18 protein-coding genes are annotated in these 21,606 nt (G+C 70.3%); 6 read left to right on the top strand and 12 right to left on the bottom strand.

Annotation, left to right across the window (positions count from 1 at the left end; all coding sequences use genetic code 11):
* Window positions 1-1,392: a class-II fumarase/aspartase family protein gene (locus ACODR5_RS03150; RefSeq protein WP_488982705.1), complete on the bottom strand. Its 1,392-nt coding sequence runs from the start codon at window positions 1,390-1,392 to the stop codon at window positions 1-3.
* A gap of 111 nt (window positions 1,393-1,503) precedes the next feature.
* Between ACODR5_RS03150 and ACODR5_RS03145 the strand changes: the two genes are divergently transcribed.
* From ACODR5_RS03145 to ACODR5_RS03135, 3 genes are read left to right on the top strand one after another with little or no spacing between them, the layout of a single operon-like run.
* Window positions 1,504-1,872, top strand: a complete 369-nt coding sequence (locus ACODR5_RS03145; RefSeq protein ID WP_449853049.1) for a GntR family transcriptional regulator — start codon at window positions 1,504-1,506, stop codon at window positions 1,870-1,872.
* Window positions 1,873-1,887: 15 nt separating this feature from the next.
* Entirely contained in the window at window positions 1,888-2,811 is a 924-nt protein-coding gene (locus ACODR5_RS03140) for an ABC transporter ATP-binding protein (protein WP_488982719.1), read from the top strand.
* Entirely contained in the window at window positions 2,808-3,530 is a 723-nt protein-coding gene (locus tag ACODR5_RS03135) for a hypothetical protein (protein ID WP_449853048.1), read from the top strand. The genes ACODR5_RS03140 and ACODR5_RS03135 overlap by 4 nt, the downstream gene beginning before the upstream one ends.
* Before the next feature lie 106 nt (window positions 3,531-3,636).
* On the opposite strand, the gene ACODR5_RS03130 is transcribed toward ACODR5_RS03135, so the two are convergent.
* Genes ACODR5_RS03130 through ACODR5_RS03110 form a run of 5 tightly spaced genes read right to left on the bottom strand, consistent with a single transcriptional unit; the run spans window position 3,637 to window position 8,822 of the window.
* The gene (locus ACODR5_RS03130; protein WP_488982704.1) at window positions 3,637-4,821 is read right to left on the bottom strand and encodes a bifunctional 2-methylcitrate synthase/citrate synthase; all 1,185 of its coding nucleotides are present in this window, start codon (window positions 4,819-4,821) and stop codon (window positions 3,637-3,639) included.
* A gap of 28 nt (window positions 4,822-4,849) precedes the next feature.
* Complete coding sequence (gene prpB, locus ACODR5_RS03125) at window positions 4,850-5,749, bottom strand: methylisocitrate lyase (protein WP_449853046.1); 900 nt, start codon at window positions 5,747-5,749, stop codon at window positions 4,850-4,852.
* Window positions 5,749-7,275: an MmgE/PrpD family protein gene (locus tag ACODR5_RS03120; RefSeq protein WP_488982703.1), complete on the bottom strand. Its 1,527-nt coding sequence runs from the start codon at window positions 7,273-7,275 to the stop codon at window positions 5,749-5,751. Before ACODR5_RS03120 ends, prpB begins: the two co-directional genes overlap by 1 nt.
* Before the next feature lie 37 nt (window positions 7,276-7,312).
* Entirely contained in the window at window positions 7,313-7,624 is a 312-nt protein-coding gene (locus ACODR5_RS03115) for a chorismate mutase (RefSeq protein WP_488982702.1), read from the bottom strand.
* A 22-nt stretch (window positions 7,625-7,646) separates the two neighbouring features.
* Entirely contained in the window at window positions 7,647-8,822 is a 1,176-nt protein-coding gene (locus ACODR5_RS03110) for a thiolase family protein (RefSeq protein WP_488982701.1), read from the bottom strand.
* Between the two features lie 111 nt (window positions 8,823-8,933).
* Between ACODR5_RS03110 and ACODR5_RS03105 the strand changes: the two genes are divergently transcribed.
* Window positions 8,934-9,692, top strand: a complete 759-nt coding sequence (locus tag ACODR5_RS03105) for an SDR family NAD(P)-dependent oxidoreductase (protein ID WP_488982700.1) — start codon at window positions 8,934-8,936, stop codon at window positions 9,690-9,692.
* 41 nt (window positions 9,693-9,733) lie between these two features.
* Here ACODR5_RS03105 and ACODR5_RS03100 read toward each other — a convergent pair whose 3' ends face one another.
* The 6 genes from ACODR5_RS03100 to ACODR5_RS03075 all read right to left on the bottom strand — a co-directional run bounded on the left by ACODR5_RS03100 (window position 9,734) and on the right by ACODR5_RS03075 (window position 19,665).
* The gene (locus ACODR5_RS03100) at window positions 9,734-11,110 is read right to left on the bottom strand and encodes a lactonase family protein (protein WP_488982699.1); all 1,377 of its coding nucleotides are present in this window, start codon (window positions 11,108-11,110) and stop codon (window positions 9,734-9,736) included.
* A gap of 191 nt (window positions 11,111-11,301) precedes the next feature.
* On the bottom strand, window positions 11,302-12,588 hold the full coding sequence (locus tag ACODR5_RS03095) for an adenylosuccinate synthase (protein WP_449853040.1): 1,287 nt from the start codon (window positions 12,586-12,588) through the stop codon (window positions 11,302-11,304).
* Between the two features lie 71 nt (window positions 12,589-12,659).
* Complete coding sequence (locus tag ACODR5_RS03090) at window positions 12,660-16,070, bottom strand: DEAD/DEAH box helicase family protein (RefSeq protein WP_488982698.1); 3,411 nt, start codon at window positions 16,068-16,070, stop codon at window positions 12,660-12,662.
* A 273-nt stretch (window positions 16,071-16,343) separates the two neighbouring features.
* Window positions 16,344-17,033, bottom strand: coding sequence for a DUF3800 domain-containing protein (locus ACODR5_RS03085; protein ID WP_488982697.1), 690 nt, complete (start codon window positions 17,031-17,033; stop codon window positions 16,344-16,346).
* Window positions 17,033-18,196, bottom strand: a complete 1,164-nt coding sequence (locus ACODR5_RS03080; protein ID WP_488982696.1) for a restriction endonuclease subunit S — start codon at window positions 18,194-18,196, stop codon at window positions 17,033-17,035. The genes ACODR5_RS03085 and ACODR5_RS03080 overlap by 1 nt, the downstream gene beginning before the upstream one ends.
* On the bottom strand, window positions 18,193-19,665 hold the full coding sequence (locus ACODR5_RS03075; RefSeq protein WP_488982695.1) for a type I restriction-modification system subunit M: 1,473 nt from the start codon (window positions 19,663-19,665) through the stop codon (window positions 18,193-18,195). Before ACODR5_RS03075 ends, ACODR5_RS03080 begins: the two co-directional genes overlap by 4 nt.
* Before the next feature lie 72 nt (window positions 19,666-19,737).
* Here ACODR5_RS03075 and ACODR5_RS03070 point away from each other — a divergent pair, with 72 nt between their 5' ends.
* Both ACODR5_RS03070 and ACODR5_RS03065 read left to right on the top strand, forming a co-directional pair.
* Window positions 19,738-20,451, top strand: a complete 714-nt coding sequence (locus ACODR5_RS03070; protein WP_460817528.1) for a Pr6Pr family membrane protein — start codon at window positions 19,738-19,740, stop codon at window positions 20,449-20,451.
* Between the two features lie 152 nt (window positions 20,452-20,603).
* A complete protein-coding gene (locus tag ACODR5_RS03065) occupies window positions 20,604-21,605 on the top strand; it encodes an AAA family ATPase (protein ID WP_460817526.1) in 1,002 nt (333 codons plus the stop codon).
* The last annotated feature ends 1 nt before the right edge of the window (window position 21,606 follow it).

Here is a 21,606-nt window from a genome sequence, read left to right as displayed (position 1 = left end):
TCAGCGTCCGGCGACGGCCTCGCGGGCGCGGTGGGCGGCGTCGCGGGCGATCTGCGGCGAGAGGCCGACGTGCTTCGTCGGATCGAGCAGGTCGCGGATCTGCGGGGCGGAGAGGGCGCCGGCCACCCGCTCGTCGTCGATGAGCAGCTCCTCGAAGTCGTCCTCGTCGGTGCGGACCGCCTGCATGGCGATCTCGTAGACGATCCGGTGCGCCTCGTCGCGCCCGATCTCCTCGCCGAGGGCGAGCATGACGGCCTCAGAGCCGATCATGTTGCCGCTGAGCTCCAGGTTGCGGCGCATCCGGTCGGGGAACAGGTCGAGGCCCCGCAGCACGATCTTCAGGCGCATGAGCATGTCGCCCATCGCGATGAGGGCGTTCGCCATGGTGGTCTCGAGCTTGGCCGTCGCGCCGCCGTCGGCCTCGTGCGGGTGGATCACCGCGCCCACGGCCTCGGGGGCCAGCGCGCGCACCTGCGCCGACAGGTCGAGCACGTCGGCGCACAGCTTGGGGTTGCGCTTGTGCGGCATGGTCGAGCTGCCCACCGACCCCTCGGGCACGGGCTCGGACACCTCGCCGAACTCCGTCTGCATGCCCGTCTCGATCTCGATCGCGACGCGGCCGGCCGAGGCCGCGACGAGCGCGAGGTCGGAGATGTAGGCCGACTGCGGCGACAGCAGCGCCCGCGAGGGCACGGGCATGGGCTCGAGGCGCAGCTTCTCGGCCACGCGCTGCTGCACCTTCGGGCCGATGGACCCGAGCGACCCGAAGCTGCCGACGGCGCCGGCCATCATCACCCGCAGGCACGGCTGCACGCCCCGGCGGATGCGGTCGTGGCCGCGCAGGAAGTCGTCGATCCACGTGGCCACCTTGAGGCCGAACGTGATGGGCACGGCGTGCTGGCCGTGCGTGCGACCCGGCATGATCATGGTCGCCGAGCGCTCCGCGAGATCCGCCATCGCCTCCAGGCAGTCCAGCAGCAGCTGATCGATGATCCGATGCGCGCGCTTGATGAGGATCGCGTTGCCCGACTGCGTGATGTTCTGGCTCGTCGCGCCCCAGTGCACCCAGCCGCCCGCCGGCTCGCCGGCCACGCGCACGAGCTCCTCGATGAGCGGCACGAGCGGATGCCCCTGGATGCGCATGCCCTCGACGACGCGGGCGAGATCGAGGTTCTCGAGCCGCGCGACCTCGGTGATCCGCGCCGCCGCGTCCGCCGGGACGACGCCCAGCTCGGCCTCGGCCTGGGCCAGCGCCGCCTCGACGTCGAGCCACGCCTGCCAGATGCTCTCCTGCGTGTAGATGGCGCGGATGCCGGCGTCGGGGACGCTGTAGTCCGTGAATCGACCGGCGTCGCCCGCAACCTCGGCGATCGACGGGATTCTGCTGCCCACCTTCGCCACCCTACTCCGCCCGCCGCGGCTCGCTTCCGGGACCCGTTGACATCCCCTCGGTTCCATGGTTCATTAGTCGAGTAACTAACCGACAAACCGACGGGAGACGCGGTGCCCGACGACGGCAAGCCCCTTTTCCTCCAGATCGCCGAGCGGGTGGAGGACGAGATCGTGGACGGCACCCTGCCCGAGGAGACGCAGGCGCCGTCGACGAACGAGCTCGCCGCGTTCCATCGCATCAACCCGGCCACGGCGGCGAAGGGAGTGAACATGCTCGTCGAGAAGGGCGTGCTGTACAAGCGCCGCGGCATCGGCATGTTCGTCGCCGAGGGCGCGCGCGAACTGCTGCTCGCCGAGCGACGCGCCGCATTCGCCGACGCCTACGTGCTGCCGCTGCTCAACGAGGCCCGCCGCATCGGCCTCGCCCCCGACGACGTCCGCGCGCTCATCAGCGAGCACGCGAACCAGCCCACCCCCTGACACGGAAGGACCATGATGGACCCCGTCATCGAGGTGCAGAACCTCACCAAGCGCTACCAGGACAAGCTCGCGCTGGACGATGTGAGCTTCCGGATCGAGCGCGACGCGATCTACGGCTTCCTCGGCCGCAACGGCGCCGGCAAGACCACGGCGATGTCGATCCTGACCGCGCAGAACTTCGCCACGAGCGGGTCCGTCAGGGTCTTCGGCGAGAACCCCTACGAGAACGCGCGCGTGCTCAACCGCATGTGCTTCGTGCGCGAGAGCCAGAAGTACCCGGACGAGGCGAACGCCAAGACGGCCTTCGCATCGGCGCGGCTGTTCTTCCCGAACTGGGATCAGGGGCTGGCCGACGAGCTCATCGACGACTTCCAGCTGCCGCTGAAGACCATCACCAAGAAGCTCTCGCGCGGCCAGCTCTCGGCCGTGGGCGTGATCATCGGGCTCGCCTCGCGCGCCGAGATCACGTTCTTCGACGAGCCGTACCTCGGCCTCGACGCCGTGGCGCGCCAGATCTTCTACGACCGCCTGCTGCAGGACTACGCGGAGCACCCGCGCACGATCATCCTCTCGAGCCACCTCATCGACGAGATCTCCAACCTGATCGAGCGGGTGCTGGTGATCGACCGCGGCCGGATCCTCATGGACCAGTCGGTCGACGAGGCCCGCAGGCAGGCCACGAACATCGTGGGCGACGCCGAGCAGACGGAGCGCTTCGTGCGCGGCCGCGAGGTGCTGCACCGCGAGTCGCTGGGACGCGTCGCCTCGGTCACCTTCCTCGGGGAGCTCACGGATGCCGAGCGCCGGGAGGTCGCCGCGGCGGGCCTCGACTTCGCGCCCGTGCCGCTCCAGCAGCTGATCGTGCGCCTCACCCAGCATGAGGCTGCGAGCGCCACGGCCGGCATCGAACACACCAGCACCGAAGGAGCACTGCGATGACCACCGCCACCGCCCCCGCCCGCCGCAGCCTCGCGGGCCGCACCCTGAACGTCGTGCGCCTGCAGCTGATCAACGCCCAGTCGTTCGTGTGGGTGCCGCTGCTGATCCTCGGCGCCGCCATCGCGATCTCGCTGCTCATCTTCGGCATGGTGCCCGGCGGCGAGGTCAAGGTGGCCGGGGGCGCCAACGCACCTCTGTGGTACTTCCTCGCCATCGGCATCCAGGCGATGACCCTGAGCTTCCCCTTCTCCCAGGCGATGAGCATCACCCGGCGGGAGTTCTTCGTCGGAACGGTCATCGTCGGCGCGATCGGCGCGGCGATGATGGCCACGATCTTCCTGGCCCTGGCGGCCATCGAGGCCGCGACGAACGGGTACGGCCTGAACGGGCGCATCGCCTATCTGGAGTGGTTCTTCGAGCCCGGGTGGGCGTCCGCCTGGCTCACCTACTTCACCATCACGCTGCTGCTGTACGTCGTGGGCTTCTGGATCGGCACCATCTGGAAGCGCTTCGGAACCCTCGTGCTCACGAGCGTGCTCGTCGTGCTCGGCCTCGCCCTCGTGGTCGCGATCTTCGTGATCACGCGCACCGAGTCGTGGGAGCCCGTCATCACGTGGTTCGCCCAGACGGGTCCGCTCGTGCTGACGCTGTGGGGCCTGCTGCTCACGGCGGTGCTGTCGGTGGGCGCCTACGCCACGCTCCGCAAGGCGACGGTGTAGCCGGCACCTGCGGCGGCCGCGCCGTCGCGCACAGATCTCGCGCTTCCTCCCAGGGATTCGACCGGACCCTGGGAGGCGGTGCGAGATCTGTGCGATTGCGCGCGGCTCAGCCGGACTCGGCCTCGCGCTGCAGCGCCTCGCGCTCGGCCTCGGTCGGCTCGTAGCCCTGCACGTGCCGCTCGTCCGGGCCGTTGTACTCCGAGAGCGGGCGGATGAGGGCGTTGGAGGCCTGCTGCTCCATGATGTGCGCCGTCCACCCCGTCACGCGCGCCGCGATGAACAGCGGCGTGAACGTGAGGGTGTCGAAGCCGATGAGGCTGTAGGCCGGGCCGGACGGGTAGTCGAGGTTGGGGTAGATGCCCTTGCGCTCGACGAACTCGCGCTCGAGCGTGCGGTAGAGCTCGAGCACGTCGGGCCGGTCGTAGTGCGCGGCCAGGCTCTCGAGTGCCGCCTGCATCGTGGGCACGCGCGAGTCGCCGCGTTTGTACACCCGGTGCCCGAAGCCCATGATCTTGCGCTTCTCGGCGAGCGCCTTCTCGAGCCACGGCACGACGTTCTCGGCCGATCCGATCTCGTCGAAGATGTGCAGCACCGCCTCGTTCGCGCCGCCGTGCAGGGGGCCCTTCAGCGCCCCGATCGCCCCCACGACGGCCGAGTACAGGTCGCTCAGCGTCGAGGTGATGACGCGAGCGGTGAAGGTCGAGGCGTTGAACGAGTGCTCGGCGTACAGGATCATCGAGCGGTTGAAGGCGTCGACGACGACCGGATGCGCCTCCTCGCCGAACGTCATCCAGAGGAAGTTCGCGGCGTAGTCGAGGTCGTCGCGCGGCGCGATGAGCTCCTGCCCGCGGCGGCGGCGCTGGCCGTACGCGACGATGGCCGGCAGCGCGGCGAACAGCCTCACGCTGCGCGCCAGGTTCTCGTCGGGCGTGCCGAGCGCGTCCATCACCGACGCGGATCCCGCGGTGTCGCCCGCCCCGATCACGCTCACGGCCGTGCGCGCCTCGTCCATCGGGTGCGCCTCGAGCGGCAGCAGGTCGATCGCCGCGCGCACCTCCGGGGCGAGCGCGCGATGCCTGCGCTCCTCGGCGCGCAGCGCGGCCAGCTCGTCGCCCGTGGGCAGCTCGCCATGCCACAGCAGGTGCGCGACCGCCTCGAACGGCTGCGTCGCGGCCAGCTGCTGCACCGGATAGCCGCGGTACAGCAGGCTGTTCGTCTCCGGGTTGACCTTCGACACCGCGGTGGTGTCGACGACGACCCCGGCGAGGCCCTTCCTGATCTCGTCCGTCACGATCTCGCTCCCTTGCAGATCCGTCGGATCACCTGGTGATCTCGAAGTCGAAGATGCCCGAATCGAAGGTGTTGTAGCCCGCGTAGTCGAGCAGGTCGTACAGGTCGGCGCGGTGCTGCATCTCGCCGAGGCGAGACGTGAGCCGGCCCTCGTCGTTCAGGGTATCGAGCGCCCGCTCCGCCGCGCCCATCGCCATCCGCAGCAGCGAGACGGGCCAGATCACGATCCGCACGCCCGCGTCGCGCAGCTGGTCGACGCTGAACAGGTCGCTCTTGCCGAACTCGGTCATGTTGGCCAGGATCGGCACGTCCACAGCCTTGGCGACGGCCTCGAACTCGGCCAGGTCGGCCATCGCCTCGGGGAAGATCGCGTCCGCGCCCGCGTCGACGAGCTTCTTCGCGCGCTCCACGGCGGCGTCCAGGCCCTCGATCGCGCGGATGTCGGTGCGGGCCATGATCAGGAAGTTCGGGTCGCGCCGCGCGTCTGCGGCGGCCCGGATGCGCTGCAGCGCCGTGTGCTCGTCGACGACCTCCTTGCCGTCGAGGTGCCCGCAGCGCTTGGGGTTGACCTGGTCCTCGATGTGGCAGCCGGCCAGGCCCGCGTCCTCGAGCGTCTGCACGGTGCGGGCGACGTTCATCGGCTCGCCGAAGCCGGTGTCGGCATCGACGATCGCGGGCAGCTCGGTCATCCGCGCGATCTGCTGCGCGCGGCCGGCCACCTCGGTGAGCGTGGTGAGGCCGATGTCGGGCAGCCCGAGGTCGGCCGACAGCACCGCGCCCGAGATGTACACGCCGTCGAAGCCCTTGCGCTCGATCAGCCGGGCCGACAGCGGGTTGAACGCGCCGGGGAACCGCAGCAGCTCGCCCGAGTCCAGCCGCTCGCGGAACAGGCGCCGCTTCTCGTGCGCCGGTGTCTGGGCGTACAGCATCAGAACAGCCCCCTCGGGCTCGGCGCCTGCTCGAGCAGGCCGGGGCGCGCCACGATCGTGAGGCGCCGCACCTCGTCGGCCGTGAGCTCGGGCAGGCGCTGGGCGAGGTCGAGGAACCGGTCGATCTCGTCCGGCTCGAGCGCGGGCTCGGCCAGCAGGCGGAACTTGCGGATGTAGTCGGCACGGGCGAACGGCCGGGCGCCGAGCGGATGGGCGTCGGCCACGGCGATCTCGTCCGTGATCGTCGTTCCGTCGGCCAGGCGGATCTCCACGCGGCCGCCGAAGGCCTTCTCGTCCGGGTCCTCGGAGTGGTAGCGGCGCGTCCACTCGTCGTCGAGCGCCGTGGTCACCTTGCGCCACAGCTCGACGGTGTCGGGCCGCGCCGCGCGCTCGGGCGCGTACGAGTCGACGTGGTGCCAGCCGCCATCCTGCAGCGCCACCGTGAAGATGTACGGGATCGAGTGGTCCAGCGTCTCGCGCGACGCGGTCGGGTCGTACTTCTGCGGGTCGCCCGATCCCGATCCGATGACGACGTGCGTGTGGTGGCTCGTGTGCAGCACGATGCTCTCGACGTTGCGCGGGTCGCGGATCTCGGGGCGCTCGGCGCCGAGGCGACGGGCCAGGTCGATCCACGCCTGCGCCTGGTACTCGGCCGAGTGCTCCTTCGTGTAGGAGTCGAGGATCGCGCGCTTCGGCTCGCCGGGGGCGGGCAGCGGCACCTCGTAGCGGGCATCCGGACCGTCGAGGAGCCACGCGATCACGCCGTCCTCGCCCTCGTAGATCGGCGACGGGCTCGTCTGGCCGCGCATCGCCCGGTCGACGGCCTCGACCGCCATCTTGCCGGCGAACGCGGGGGCGTGCGCCTTCCACGTGCTGATCTCGCCCTTGCGGCTCTGGCGTGTGGCGGTGGTGGTGTGCAGCGCCTGGCCGACGGCCTGGAAGACGACGGCCGGGTCGAGGCCGAGCATCGTCCCGATGCCCGCGGCGGCCGACGGGCCCAGGTGCGCGACGTGGTCGATCTTGTGCTTGTGCAGGCTGATGGCGCGCACGAGGTCCATCTGGATCTCGTATCCCGTGGCGATGCCGCGCAGCACCGCGCGGCCGTCCGATCCGGCGTGCTGGGCGACGGCGAGGATCGGCGGGATGTTGTCGCCCGGGTGCGAGTACTCGGCCGCGAGGAAGGTGTCGTGGTAGTCGAGCTCGCGCACCGCCACGCCGTTGGCCCACGCCGCCCACTCGGGGCTCGTGAGCCGGTCGAACGCGCAGCCGAACAGCGTCGATCCCGCCCCGCCGCGCGAGACGGGGTGATCCAGCGCCTGCGCGCGCGCCGCGTTGATGGGCCCGCGCGTGAGCGAGGCCGCGGCGACGGCGGCGTTGTCGATGATGCGGTTGACGATCATCTCCGCCACGTCGTCGTCGACCTCGACCGGATCGGCGGCGACCTCGGCGATCTTCCACGCGAGCTGCTGCTCGCGGGGCAGCGGCTCGTCGCTGCGGTAGGTGCGGACGGGATGGATGACGGTCATGCTGCTCCTTGCTCGGCGGCGGGATCGGCGGGCGCGGTCACGGCCGCTCGTTCTCCTCGGCGCCCGCCGCCACGTGGTGCCGGATCACCTCGGCCACGACGAACTTGAACCACTTCTCGGCGAACTCGGGGTCGAGGTGCGCCGCCTCGGCCAGCTCGCGCAGGCGGGCGACCTGCCGCGCCTCGCGATCCGGATCCGAGGCCGGCATGTCGTGCTGCGCCTTCAGCTGCCCCACCTGCTGCGTGGCGCGGAAGCGCTCCGCGAGCAGATAGACCAGCGCCGCGTCGATGTTGTCGATGCTGGCGCGCAGGCGCAGCAGCGCTGCGTACGGGTCCTCGGGCGTGCTCATACCGCGAGCCTACCGAGCCGGATCAGAGCCGCTCGATGATCGTCGCGTTCGCCATGCCGCCGCCCTCGCACATCGTCTGCAGCCCGTAGCGTCCGCCCGTGTGCTCGAGGTGCGCGAGCATGGTGCCGAGCAGGCGCGTGCCCGAGGCGCCAACAGCGTGCCCGAGCGCGATCGCGCCGCCCCACGGGTTGAGTCGCTCCGGGTCGGCGCCGAGCTCGGCGGCCCACGCGAGCGGCACGGACGCGAAGGCCTCGTTCACCTCGTACACGTCGATGTCGTCGAGCGCCAGCCGCGCGCGCTCGAGCACGCGCCGCGTTGCCGGGATCGGCGCAGTGAGCATGAGCAGCGGATCGTCGCCGACCGCACTGAAGGCGTGGAACCGCGCGCGCGGCCGCAGCCCCAGCCGCTCGGCCCGCTCCTCGCTCATGATGAGCACGGCGGAGGCGGCGTCGGTGAGCGGCGACGAGTTGCCCGCCGTGATGTCCCACGTCACCTCGGGGAAGCGCGCCTCCAGCTCGGGCGTGCGGAACGCCGGCGGCAGCGCCGCGAGGGCCTCGGCCGTGGTCGAGGGGCGGATGGTCTCGTCGCGGTCGAACGCGCCGGCCCCGACCGGCACGGGCACGACCTGCGAGTCGAAGAGCCCGGCCTCCCACGCCGCCGCCGCGCGGCGGTGCGACTCGGCGGCGTACGCATCGAGCCGCTCGCGAGAAAGGTCCCACCTGCGCGCGACGAGCTCGGCCGAGACCCCCTGGCCGACCAGGCCGTCCGGGTAGCGCCGCGCGATCCCCTCCGCCCGCACGGATCCCTCGGCCGAGGAGCCGAGCGGCACCCGGCTCATCGACTCGACGCCGGCGGCGATGACGACGTCGTACGCGCCGGCCATCACGCCCTGCGCCGCGAACGAGACGGCCTGCTGGCTCGATCCGCACTGCCGGTCGATGGTCACCGCCGGCACCGACTCGTCGAACCCCGCGGCGAGCACCGCCTGCCGCGCGATGTTGGAGCCCTGGTCGCGCAGCTGGCTGACGCAGCCCATGATCACGTCGTTGACCTGCGCCGACTCGAGGCCGCTGCGTTCCAGAAGCACGGCGAGCACGTGCGCCGCGAGGTCCACGGGATGCACCTCGGCGAGCGCGCCGCCCGGCTTGCCCTTGGCCGACGGGGTCCGTACCGCGTCCACGATCACCGCGTTCTGCATGTCCACTCCTTCTTGCGCCCGCGTCGCCCTCGACATCGGCGCGTCGATCCCTTCGAATGGTCACAGGACGCCGGTGCCCGCGTCCACCCCCGCAGCGACGCAGGAGGAACCATGGAGCTCACCCACACCGCCGCCCTCGTCACGGGCGGCGCCTCGGGACTCGGCGCCGCGACCGCCGAGCGGCTCGCCGATGCGGGTGCGCTCGTCGTCGCGCTCGACCTGCCCGAGGCGGTCGAGGGCCGCACGTGGGGCGACGCGATCCGGTACGTCGGCGGCGACGTGACTGATCCGGCTCAGGTGTCGGCGGCGCTCGACGCGCTGGGCGAGGGCGATCCGCCGCTGCGCGTCGTCGTGAACTGCGCGGGGATCGCGCCGGCCCGCAAGGTCCTCTCCTCGCGCGGCGCGCACGACCTCGAGCTGTTCCGCCGGGTCGTCGAGGTCAACCTCGTGGGCACGTTCAACGTGCTGCGCCTGGGCGCCGAGCGGATCGCGCGCGCCGAGCCGGACGGCGACGGCCAGCGCGGCGTGATCGTCAACACGGCCTCGGTCGCCGCGTTCGAGGGGCAGATCGGCCAGGCCGCGTACGCCGCGTCGAAGGGCGGCGTCGTGGGCCTCACGTTGCCGGCCGCCCGCGATCTGGCCGCGCACGGCATCCGGGTGAACACGATCGCGCCCGGCATCGTCGACACGCCCCTGCTCGCCTCGCTCGGGCCCGAGGTGGGCGCCTCGCTCGCCGAGGCGATCCCGTTCCCCCGCCGCCTCGCGCGGCCGGACGAGTTCGCCCGGCTCGTGCAGACGATCGTGGAGCACGACTACCTCAACGGCGAGACGATCCGCATGGACGGCGCCCTGCGCATGGGGCCGTCCTAGTCGGGGGGGTCGGCGGCCGGGCGGATCAGCCGGCGGGCGGATCAGCGGCCGAGCGGGAGGATCCGCGTGGGCGTCGGGTAGTCCAGGCGGTGGCGCACGCGCCCGGGGAAGCCGGTGCGCTCGTCGAGCGGCAGCGAGACGATCTCGCTCGACCCCTGGCCCGCGACGAGCAGCGTGTCGCGCACGATCGCGTGGTGGCGGGGCGTGACGATGCCCGATTCGGCGAGGGCGACCGGCTCGAGGCGGTCGCCGTCCCCCGCCACACGCAGCACCGAGATCGTGTCGCTGCCGCGCAGGCCCGCGTACAGGAACGCCCCGTCGCGCGAGGGCGCGAGCTCGGCGGCCGTGTCGCCCTCGGCGGCTCCGGTCTGCGCGCCGGCGCGCAGCGCCCACCGGCCGTCGGCCCCGCGCGCGAGCACGAACACCTCGCACGAGAGCTCGGTCACCACGTAGAGGAAGCCGCTGGGGTGCAGCACCATGTGCCGCGGCCCCGTGCCGAACGGCAGCACGACCTCGTGATCCGGCACGAGGCCGGTCGCGCCCACGCGCCAGAACCGCACGAGATCGAAGCCCAGATCGGTCGTCGCGACGCGCCCGTCGGGCAGGAACAGCGCCGCGTGCGCGCGCGACGGCCGCGGCTCGGCCGGCGCGGGCGCACCGCCGCGCAGGGCGTCGGCGAGCGCGTCGCCGGGCTCGCCGACTCCCGCGTCGCCGCCCCGGCGCGCCTGCTCCAGGAGTCCGCGCACCGCGGGGTCGTCGAACGGATCCGCCTTCCCGCCGAGCAGCGCCCGCAGTTCGGCGGCCGGATCCGATCCGTCGTCCGTGCCGGCCAGCATCGCCGCGATCCGCCCCGGGTCTGCCCCGCCGCCCACGAGCGCCCCGAGATCAACGGCCCCCGCCCAGTCGGGCAGGGCCGTGTCGTCGCCGAACCCGCCCTCGTTCGCCGAGCCCGCGCCCGATCCGATGCGGGCTCGCGGATCGGGCGCGGGTTCGGCGGAGTACGGGTCGTGGGCCTCGGGGGCGAGGGCGGGCTCGCCCAGGCGGCCGTCGCCGGTGAGGGGGATGTGCACGACGCGGCCGTCGCCCCAGCACGAGGCGATCAGGCGCGAGCCGTCGGGCGCGGCGGCCACGTGACAGACGGCCTCGCCCGCCGCGGCGGGCTCGCCCAGCGGGATCAGCGTCGCCTCGCCCGTGCGCCGGAACGCGGCGACCTGCTGCGCGCCCTCGAGCGCGGCGTACAGCACGGGCGCCGACGGGTGCGGCGCGAGCCACGTGGGCGACGGCGTCTCGACCGCATCGCCGCGATGCGCCAGCGGCCCGGATGCCAGCGGCGCGTCGGCGTCGCCCGCCGTCACGACGCCGATCCCGGCGCCGTCGCCGCCCATGTCCGATCCGCGCCCGCCGATGAAGAACCTCATGCGCCCATCCTGCCCCGCCGCAGCCGCGCCTTCGACACCTCGACAACCCTCGGTTGCTGAACGCAGGCGTGCAGCGCGCCGGAGAGGAAGCGACCAGCGCAACCCGGCCGGCGGGCTTGCGGTGGTCGCTTCCTCTCCGCGGCCAGCGGCCGCTCCGTTCAGCAACCGATGAGGCCCGCGGCCAGTGAGGCTCAGTCGACGAGGTCGTGGCGGACGATCACCTGGTCGCGCGAGGGGCCGACGCCGATGACCGAGATGCGCGTGCCGCTCATGCGCTCGAGCGCCAGCACGTAGTCCTGCGCCGTCTGCGGCAGGTCCTCGAACGTGCGGCAGCCCGAGATGTCCTCGCTCCAGCCCGGGAAGTGCTCGAGGATCGGCTGGGCGTGGTGGAAGTCGGTCTGGTTCACCGGCACCTCGTCGAAGCGGCGCCCCTCCACGTCGTACGCCACGCACACGGGGATCTGCTCGAGGCCCGTGAGCACGTCGAGCTTGGTGAGCACGAGGTCGGTGATGCCGTTGATCCGGGTCGCGTAGCGCGTGATGGGCGCGTCGTACCAGCCGACGCGGCGCGGGCGGCCCGTCGTCGTGCCGAACTCGAAGCCCTTCGCCCGCAGCCAGTCGCCCTGCTCGTCGAACAGCTCGGTCGGGAACGGCCCGGAGCCGACGCGCGTCGTGTAGGCCTTGACGATGCCGACGATCCGGTCGAGGCGGTTCGGGCCGACGCCCGATCCCGTGGACGCGCCACCCGCCGTCGCCGACGACGACGTGACGTACGGGTAGGTGCCGTGGTCGACGTCGAGCATGGTGGCCTGGCCGCCCTCGAACACGACGACCTCGCCGCGCTTCAGGGCCTCGTCGAGCAGGTAGCCGGTGTCGGCCACGAGCGGCGCGAGGCGGTCGGCGTACGAGAGGAGGTCGTCGACGATCTCCTCGACCGTGATGGCGCGGCGGTTGAACACCTTCACGAGCAGGTGGTTCTTCTGGTCGAGCGCGCCCTCCACCTTCTGGCGCAGGATCGACTCGTCGAACAGGTCCTGCACGCGGATGCCCACGCGGCTGATCTTGTCGGCGTACGCGGGACCGATGCCGCGGCCCGTCGTGCCGATCTGCTTCTTGCCGAGGAAGCGCTCGGTCACCTTGTCGAGCGTGCGGTGGTAGTGCGTGATGAGGTGCGCGTTCGCGCTCACGCGCAGCTTCGACACGTCCACGCCGCGCGCCGAGAGCGCGTCGAGCTCGGCGAAGAGCACCTCGGGGTCGATCACGACGCCGTTGCCGATGACGGCGTTGACGCCGGGCGACAGGATGCCGGAGGGCAGCAGGTGCAGCGCGTACTTCTCGTCGCCGACCACCACCGTGTGGCCGGCGTTGTTGCCGCCGTTGAACTTCACGACCCAGTCGGTGCGGTCGCCGAGCAGGTCGGTGGCCTTGCCCTTGCCTTCGTCGCCCCACTGGACGCCCACGATGACGATGCCTGGCACGGGTTCCCCCCTCTGATCGGGTGCGCTACCCGTCGATCCTATCGAGCGCCCCGACGACGCCCTCGCGCGCGTCAGGCGGCGGGCGTGGCGGACGCCTCGATCTCGCGGAGAACGTCCACGACAATCCGCTGGTGTTCCTCGTCAGGGAAGACGACGTCGATGCGCGTGGACTCGCGATCCGTGTAGGGGCTGTCGAAGAGGCGCCTCGGGTCCATCTCGCCTCGGCTGGTGAGCTCGTCCACGACCATTCGCAGGAACTCCATCTGACCCGACGTCAGGCCACCGAACGCAAGCCGAGCGGCGAACGCGGCCTCAGCCGCCGAGCGGTCGAGGCCGACCAGCGACCGGACGAAGATGCCGAGTCCTCGGTCGCCCGTCACCCTCGCGAGCGCCTCCGGGGTGCCCTCGCCCTGCTCGATCAGGATCCGCTCGAGCTCGGTGAGGTCCGTATCGGTCAGCGGCAGGTTGCGACGCAGTCTCTGGATGGCGAGGTGATCGCGGTGCGCGCGGATGTACGCCGTGACCTTCTCGCGGAAGCGCGCCTGGTCGACCCCTACGGCGACGATCGGGAGGTCCACGCCGCGCCCCTCGCCCAGGTCGTCAGCCCAGTCCACGACGACGACCTTGCGCTTCTTCCTGTCGAGGAACTGGACGAGGCCTCGGATCGCGCGTCGCGCATGCTCGAGCATCGCCAGCGTGACGCCCTCCCACCACTCGTCGCTCGTGAGCGCCTCGAGAAGCTCTGCCTGGTCCGCGACCTGAGGGACCGCGAGCTTCTCGAGCAGCAGCCTCGCCACCTGCTGCACGTTGTCGCGCATGCGACGCGAGGTCGCGTCGTCTCCCTCGAGCTGCGCCAGCTCGCGCCGCAGCACGAGCAGGTCGAACCTCTTCGCCTGCTCGTCGTCGTCGGCCACTGCCGTCGGCATGCCGCCCAGCGCGGCGGCGACGTCTCCCGCCTCGGCCGCGCCGATCGGTGCCTGCCACGCCGCGATGTCCCGGTATCGCTCGATGAGCTCCCGGTGCGGGCGCGCGACGAACGACTCGGCGGGAATCCCGGCGACGAACTCGCTGAGCCAGGCGGCGGCAGCGTCGCGCGCCTCCGCGTCTTCCGTACCCGGGGTGATCCTGCTGACGATCGCCGCCCGGGTCGCGAAGAGTCGGCTGCCCAGCGATGCCGGCACGGAAGCGGCGCGATCGGCGGGCTCCATCCGGAAGAAATCGAGGTTGCCGCAGAAGTCGAAGACCCGAAAGCCCGACTTGTCGTCGGTCGAGGGCTCGCCCGTGTCGCCGAACACTCCCGGCGCCAGCCGCGTTCCGCGTCCGATCATCTGCCAGAACTTGGTCTTCGAGTGCACCTCCTTGAATAGGACGAGGTTGAGCACCTCGGGCACGTCGATCCCCGTGTCGAGCATGTCGACGCTGATCGCGATGTGCGGGGCCTTGGCCGGCTGCGAAAAATCGTCGATGAGGCTCTGCACGTACGCGGAGGCGTGGGTGATCACCTGGGCGAAGTCCCCACCGAGGTGGGGGTACTGCGCATCGAACCGCTCCTTGATGAAGTCCGCGTGGCGCTGGTTCTTCGCGAAGACGATCGTCTTGCCGAGCCTGTCGCCTCCCGCCACCCGGTGGCCGTGGGTCATGAGCTCGGCAAGCGCCTTGTCGACGGTGTCGGCGTTGAAGAGTGTGCGGAAGACCCGGACCGCCTCGACCTCGGTCGGCGGATCGTCGTGCTCACCCTCCTCGTCCCAATCCAGGGCGTCCCACTCCTCCCGCTCCTCCTCGGAGAGGTCGTCGTAGCGCACGCCACGGCGGTGGAAGCCCAGGTCGTACGAGTAGCCCTCCGGTCGGACGAGGTAACCGTCGGCGATCGCCTCATCGAGCGGGTACGAGTCTGTCGGCACACCGGGCTCGAGGCTGAACAGCCGGTATGTACTGCGCGCGATATCGTCCACCGGCGTGGCGGTGAGGCCCAGCAGCAGCCCGTCGAACCAGTCGAACAGCGCGCCGTACTTCTGGTAGACCGAGCGATGCGCCTCGTCGATGACGATGAGATCGAAGAATCCGGGCCCGAATCGCCGTTCGCCGCGCGGGCCGCGGTCGCCGTCGATGAGATTCATCATCGTCGGGTAGGTGGAGAGGTAGACGCGACCCTCGGTGACCTTGTCAGACGTGAGATTCACGGTGGCGACGTCGGGAAGGTGCTCGGAGAACGCCCGGCCGGCCTGACTGACGAGCGCGGTTCGGTCGGCGAGGAACAGCACGCGCTTGACCCAGCCCTGCGTCATGAGCTGCTTGACGAGCGCGACCGTGGTGCGGGTCTTCCCGGTGCCGGTCGCCATGACCAGCAGTGCCCTGCGCTGGAGCGCATCGAAGTGCTCCCCCACCTTCGCGATCGCGCGGAGCTGGTACGGACGCCCAGCGATGGCCGTGTCGACGGGAGCAGCCGTGAGTGGCTGACGGAGCGCGCGGCGCTGAACCATCAGCTCCAGCTCGTCCCGCGTGTAGAAGCCGGCGACGGTGCGCGGCGGGTAGCCGGCGGCGTCGTCCCAGATCTGGTGCCGATCGCCGTTGGACAGGAAGATGACGGGCCGCTGCCCCGTGACCGCCTCCAGCCGGTCCGCGTACAGCTTCGCCTGCGGGCCACCGGCAGCCGGATCCTTGATCGTGCGCTTCGCCTCGACGAGCGCGAGCGGGAGCCCGTCGACGCCCCACAGCACGTAGTCGACGTACCCGATGCCCGACTCGTTGACGCCGGGGATGACCGGCATGCCCTCGACCCTGTACTCGCGGTCTCGGGGCTGATCGAGCGGCCACCCCGCCTCGTGGAGGAGGAGGTCGATGAGCTGACGACGAGTGTCGTCCTCGCGATAGTCGTGAGTGTCCGCAGTCATGTCCGCCGCCTGCGCCGCCGCGATCTGCTGCCGCAGCCGCGCGATCTCGGCGTCGCGCTCGGCGAGAGTGGCATCGCGCTCCGCGAGTGCCCGCTCGGCGGCCTCCTGATCCGCCTTGATCCGCCTCGCGAGCGCGACCTGCTGCTCGGCCGTGAGAGGCGCGCGTCGCTTCACGATCTCGACATCGAACTGCGACCCAAGTGGCGCGGCATCGGGGAACGTCGAGTAGTGCTTGACGGTCCAGACGACGACGTCGAAGAGGTGCCGCAGCAGCTCGAGCGCCTCGCGCCCGGAGAGCTTTCGCTTCTCGTGGACGGCGTCGTTGCCGACCCGGCGGATGATGTTCATCTTCCCGTTCACGACGGACGTGCGCAGCTTGAACTGGTTGTCGTTCATCCGCGCGTTGAGGTCACTGCGGTACGGTTCGGGCAGACCGAAGACCTCGACGAAGAGGTACTCGACGAGTGCCTCTATCGCGCTGCGCGCGTACTTGCCCGCCGCTTGCGGGTCCGTGACGACGTAGGACTCCGCGCGCTGACACACCTCATACAGCTCCGGCCACTCGTCGCGGATGAACCCGAAGTTGCTCACCGATCCCCCGATCACACAGAAATCAGGATCAGCGTATCGGCGCCGTGCGACATCACACGTTCGCCGGTACCATCGACCAACCCCTGGCGCGCCTCGGCGCCCAGTTGGAGTGCCCGGATGGCGGTTTGGCCGGGCACTCGGAATGTCAGGCCCGAGCCCGTCAATCGGTGCTCTTGGGAATGTCCGAGGATCGTGAGACGCTTACGTCAGTGGTGGCCAGCGACAAGACGTCCAGGGGATGTCTTCCTCCGGGATAGCTGGCCGCCCTCGTTCTCACCGCCAGATGGACGGCGTCTCGGACAACTGACCCCACGGGAAGAACACGGAGTTCGTCGTCGGCCTGATGTAGTCATCCCACCAGGTACCGCTCTTCGCCATCGCGCGACGTTGCACCGCCCAGAGTGCGTAATCAGCCACCTGAAGGCCCCAGGCCGTCTCGGCGTTCCAGACGCACAGCGTGTAGTTCACGGCCACCTGGGAGCAGACGTCGCGTAGCGCTGCCCTCGCTTCGGTGAGCCGCCGGGCCGTGCCGAGTGTCGCAACGATCACGATCAGACGATCCCCCGGCTTCGTCACCTGCGGCACGAGGTACTTCAGGTGCATGAACCAGGCCAACTTGTACAGCCGCATCTCGCCCTCAGAGCGGATGCGCGGGTTGGCGTTCTCCTTCAGCAACAGCGTGGCGTCGATGCGTGGAGCCTGACGCTGGATCTCCGCGAACACCTCCGCCTTGGTCGTCTTCGAGTCCTTGATCGCATGGAATCCGTCAGCAAGCGATCGCTCATTCGCTCCTATGCGGTGCTCCAGCTCGACACGCAGTTGGAGCCCGCCCTGAAGCGCCTCGCCATGACCGTCGCGATACGTGGCGGTGCCGAAGCCGAAGTACGGCGTCGCGCCCGACTTGCCCTGCGGCGCGTAGTCCAGGTTGCCGGTCTCGTCGGCATAGACATAGACATCAGCCATCACAGCTCCCCGCGGAAGGCTCGGTGCTGGAGGGCGGCGAAGAGCTCGTCGTCGGCTTCGAGTGCACGAGCGACACGGGCGCGCTCTGCGTGGATCGCCTCGACCTTCGCGGCGAACTCCTGCTGCGCGGCGAGGGGCGGGACGGGGATCCAAAGCGCGGACAAACGGGACTTCGAGATATTTGACATCGATGCAGCCGATCCGCTGGCGAGCCCGCGTACTCGGCGCCGCATCCGTCGGGACATCAGGAGAGCCTGAACGTACGCACCGTCGAGACGTTCATGATCTATGTTGAGGCGGAACACGAGGTCTGGGATCGCCAACCGCGGCGGAACGTCCCTCACAAACACAACGGCACCCACCAACTCGGGCGTGTTCTTGCGAGTCATGAGGACATCGCCGTCCTTCACCTCGTGCCTGCGAAGGAAACTTGCATCGCCGAGGAAAGCCTTGTTCTCCCACGGTCGGAATTTCCCGTAGGTCACCGCGCCTAGCTTGAGGACGCCCCACTCATCTCCTACCGCTGCGCGAGGTTCCGCGACGGGGCTGACACCACTGTCGATGGACGGAACCACCTCACCCAACGGGACAACCGCGTCGGACCGCCCGGCGAACATCTCATGAAAGAGAGCCTGGGGGAGGGCGTCGAGGTGGGCGAGCTGGGCGCGGCGCTTCGCGCGGATCGCATCGGCCGCGTCAAGGATCGCCGCGATCCGCTGTTGTTCAGAAACGGGCGGGAGCGGCATCTCCAGCGCGCCGAGCCCTGCATTAGTTAATGCCCGTTGTGTCGCGCCCGCACTCAAGCTGTCCATCGTCAATTGAGTTTCCGACGAGCGCAACCAGTGCTTCAGGAAGTGCACATTGGCGCGCTCAGGCCGCGGACGAAGAATGGCGAATCCGGTTGAGAACACGGCCCTCGACGCACGCTCATCCATCACGAAGACTTTTGCGGTCGCAGCCATACGCGCAAACGCGATGTCGCCGGGGGCACCCACCAAGTCCGCGCGTGACGGTCGCTCTTCGTATGTGATGGCGACACCGCCGAGATTCCCCTCATCATCGGCATCGCCAGTCGCGATATATCTACGTACCCCAACCCAAGGGGTCACGCGGTCCTTCACGAGGGGTGCGACCTCCAGAAGCCGAACGCGCTGCCACGTCACGCCAGCAGTCCTCGCAGTTCCTTCACGCCGTCCGCGATCTCCGCATTGAGGCGCTCGACGTCGGCGAGGATGCCGGCCACCGGGCGGTGCTCGACCTCCTCGTACTCGACCTCCTTGTAGCGGTTGATGGACAGGTCGTAACCCTGCCCGCGGATCTCGTCGGCGGGCACGAGGAACGACTGCTCCGTGCGGGCGCGCTCCTTCTCCCCCGCACGGTTCCGCCAGCGGGTGAGCACGTCGGGCAGATCCGACGTCTCGAGCTTCGTGCGCTTGTCGTCAAGCGAGAAGCCGTCGCTGCGCACGTCGTAGAACCAGACGTCGTCGGTGCCGCCGGCCCCCGTCTTCGTGAAGAACAGGATCGCCGTCGACACCCCGGCGTACGGCCTGAAGACGCCCGACGGCAGCTTCACGACGGCGTCGAGCTTGTGCTCGTCGACGAGCATGCGGCGCATGTCCTTGTGGGCCCTGCTCGATCCGAACAGCACGCCGTCGGGCACGATCACCGCTGCGCGACCGCCCGTCTTCAGCAGGCGCAGGAAGAGCGCGAGGAACAGCAGCTCGGTCTTTTTGGTTTTGACGACGCGCTGCAGCTCCTTGCTCGTCGCCTCGTAGTCCAGAGAACCGGCGAACGGGGGGTTGGCGAGCACCATGTCGTACGACTCCGCGTCATCCGCCGATCCCTCCGCGAGCGAGTCGCGGTAGCGGATGTCGGGTGCGTTCACGCCGTGCATCAGCATGTTCATCGAGCCGATCCGCAGCATCGTGGAGTCGAAGTCGAAGCCGTGGAACGCCGAGTGGTGGAAGTGCTTCGACTGCACCTGGTCGACGAGCACATCGGGGTGCTCCGCGCGGATGTACTCCGCGGCGGCCATCAGGAAACCGGCGGTGCCGCAGGCGGGATCGACGATCTCCATGCCGGGCTTCGGGGCCATCATGTCGACCATCAACTGGATGATGTGCCGCGGGGTGCGGAATTGCCCGTTGACGCCGGCCGAGGCGATCTTCGACAGCAGGTATTCGTAGAGGTCGCCGTTCGTGTCGCGATCCTTCATCGGGATCTCGTCGAGCTGGTCCATGACCTTGCCGAGCAACGCCGCGCTCGGGATCGTGAAGCGCGCGTCGCGCATGTGAGCGCCGTAGGTGGTCTCCACCCCCGCGATCTCCGATCCGAGACCGCGCAGGAACGGAAACACCTCCTCCGACATGACTTCGTACACCGCTGCGCTGTCGCCGTTGGCACGCAGTCGGGACCAGCGCAGGTGGTCCTGTCCCTCACCGAACGGCATCGGGCGCGACGTCGAGCCGGTCAGGCGCAGCTCGCGCTCGGCATCGGTCTGCTGGTCATCGAGGCGGCGGAGAAACAGCAGATACGTGATCTGCTCGATCACCTCAAGCGGGTTCGAGATGCCGCCCGACCAGAACGCGTCCCAGACCCGATCGATCCTGCTCTTGAGTTCACCCGTGATCACGGATCGAGCTTACGTGCGGCCGCCGACACCCCCGGGTCCGGCTTCGCCCCGCACACCGCTACTGTGACTCGCATGACGACGCACGCGCCGGCGGCGCGCACCCGGGTCCGGACCGCCGTGTGGGGCATCCTGCGGCTCGCCGCCGCGGCCCTCATCGCGGCGGCGGTGATCGCCCAGCTCGACCGCACGCTGCAGAACGCCGTGGCGAACGACTTCCACCTGCCCACGGTGACGGCGAACTTCCTCAGCTTCTTCACGATCGAATCGAACGTGCTCGCGGCCGTCGTGCTCGTCGTCGCCGCCGTGCGCGGCTGGACGTCGCGCGAGGAGCGCGATCCGGCCTGGCTGGCGGTCGCGCTGGCCGCCGTCACGACGTTCATGATCATCACCGGCCTCGTCTACAACCTCCTGCTGCGCGGCATCGAGTTGCCCCAGGGCCAGACCGTGCCGTGGTCGAACGAGGTGCTTCACGTGGTGGGGCCGCTGCTCCTGCTGCTCGACGCGCTGTTCGCCCCGCGCCGGCGCGGCCTGCCGTGGGGCACGGTCGGGATCATCGTGATGTACCCGATCGCGTGGGCCGTCTACACCCTCGTCCGCGCGGGCCTCATCACCAACCCGGGCACGGGCGAGCCGTGGTGGTACCCGTACCCGTTCCTCAACCCGCACGTGCAGGGCGGGTACGGCGGGGTCGCGCTGTACATCGTCGGGATCGCGGCGGCGTTCGCCCTCGTGGCGTGGGCGGTCGTCGCGCTCGGGCGCCGGCGCGACCCGCTGCTCGAGCGCTGAGGCGCCGGCGCGACCCGGACCGCGCGGCCGTCGACGGCTGACCGGGCAGAACTCCCCCACGCCCGGGTCGCCGCGGCGCACGTAGGCTGACCGAGGGCCGCCTCGACGCGGCACCACGCGACTTGCGTCCCGCACACAGGTAAGGGGAGCCGATGCCCGCGACGAGCGCCGCACCGACCGAGCAGGAACTGGCCCGCGCCCGCGAGGTCCTCGACCACATCGCCGCGTCGTACTCGCTGCGCATGGTCGGTCAGGAGCGGCTGCGCACGAGCCTGCTCGTCGCGCTCATCGCCAACGGCCACATCCTGCTCGAGTCGGTGCCGGGCCTGGCCAAGACGACGGCGGCCAGCACGCTCGCCGACACCGTCGCCGCGGAGTTCAAGCGCATCCAGTGCACGCCCGACCTGCTGCCGAGCGACATCACCGGCAACCAGGTGTACGACGCGTCGACCGGCACGTTCCGCACGGTGCTGGGCCCGGTGCACGCCAACTTCGTGCTGCTGGACGAGATCAACCGCTCGAGCGCCAAGACCCAGAGCGCCATGCTCGAGGCGATGCAGGAGCGCCAGACGACGATCGGCGGCGAGGTGCACCACCTGCCCAAGCCGTTCCTCGTCATCGCGACGCAGAACCCCATCGAGCAGGAGGGCACCTACGAGCTGCCCGAGGCGCAGCTGGACCGCTTCCTCATGAAGGAGATCGTCGACTACCCGAGCCCCGCCGAGGAGTTCGAGGTGCTGCGCCGCATCGACACGGGTGTGCTCGATCCGGATCGTCACCTCGACAGCACCGCCACGCTCGAGGACGTGCTGCTCATGCAGGATGTCGCGCGCCGCATCCACGTCTCCGACGCGATCCGCAACTACATCGTGGGCCTCGGCTACGTCACGCGGAACCCCGCCCCGTACATCGGCGAGGAGCGGGCGCGCTACATCAAGTACGGCGCGAGCCCGCGCGCGAGCATCGCCTTCCTGCAGTGCTCGCGCGCGCTCGCGCTCATCAACGGCCGCACGCACGTGCTGCCGGAGGACGTGCGCGCGCTGCGCCACCTCGTGCTGCGCCACCGCGTGCTGCTCACCTTCGAGGGCGAGGCCGACGGCATCCGCAGCGAGGACCTCATCGACGCGATCTTCCAGTCGGTGCCGACCCCGTAAG

It is taken from the genome of Microbacterium sp. FG3, from assembly GCF_057809335.1.
Note: the sequence above shows the minus strand (reverse complement) of the source record. Positions and strands in the feature narration are given on the sequence as shown.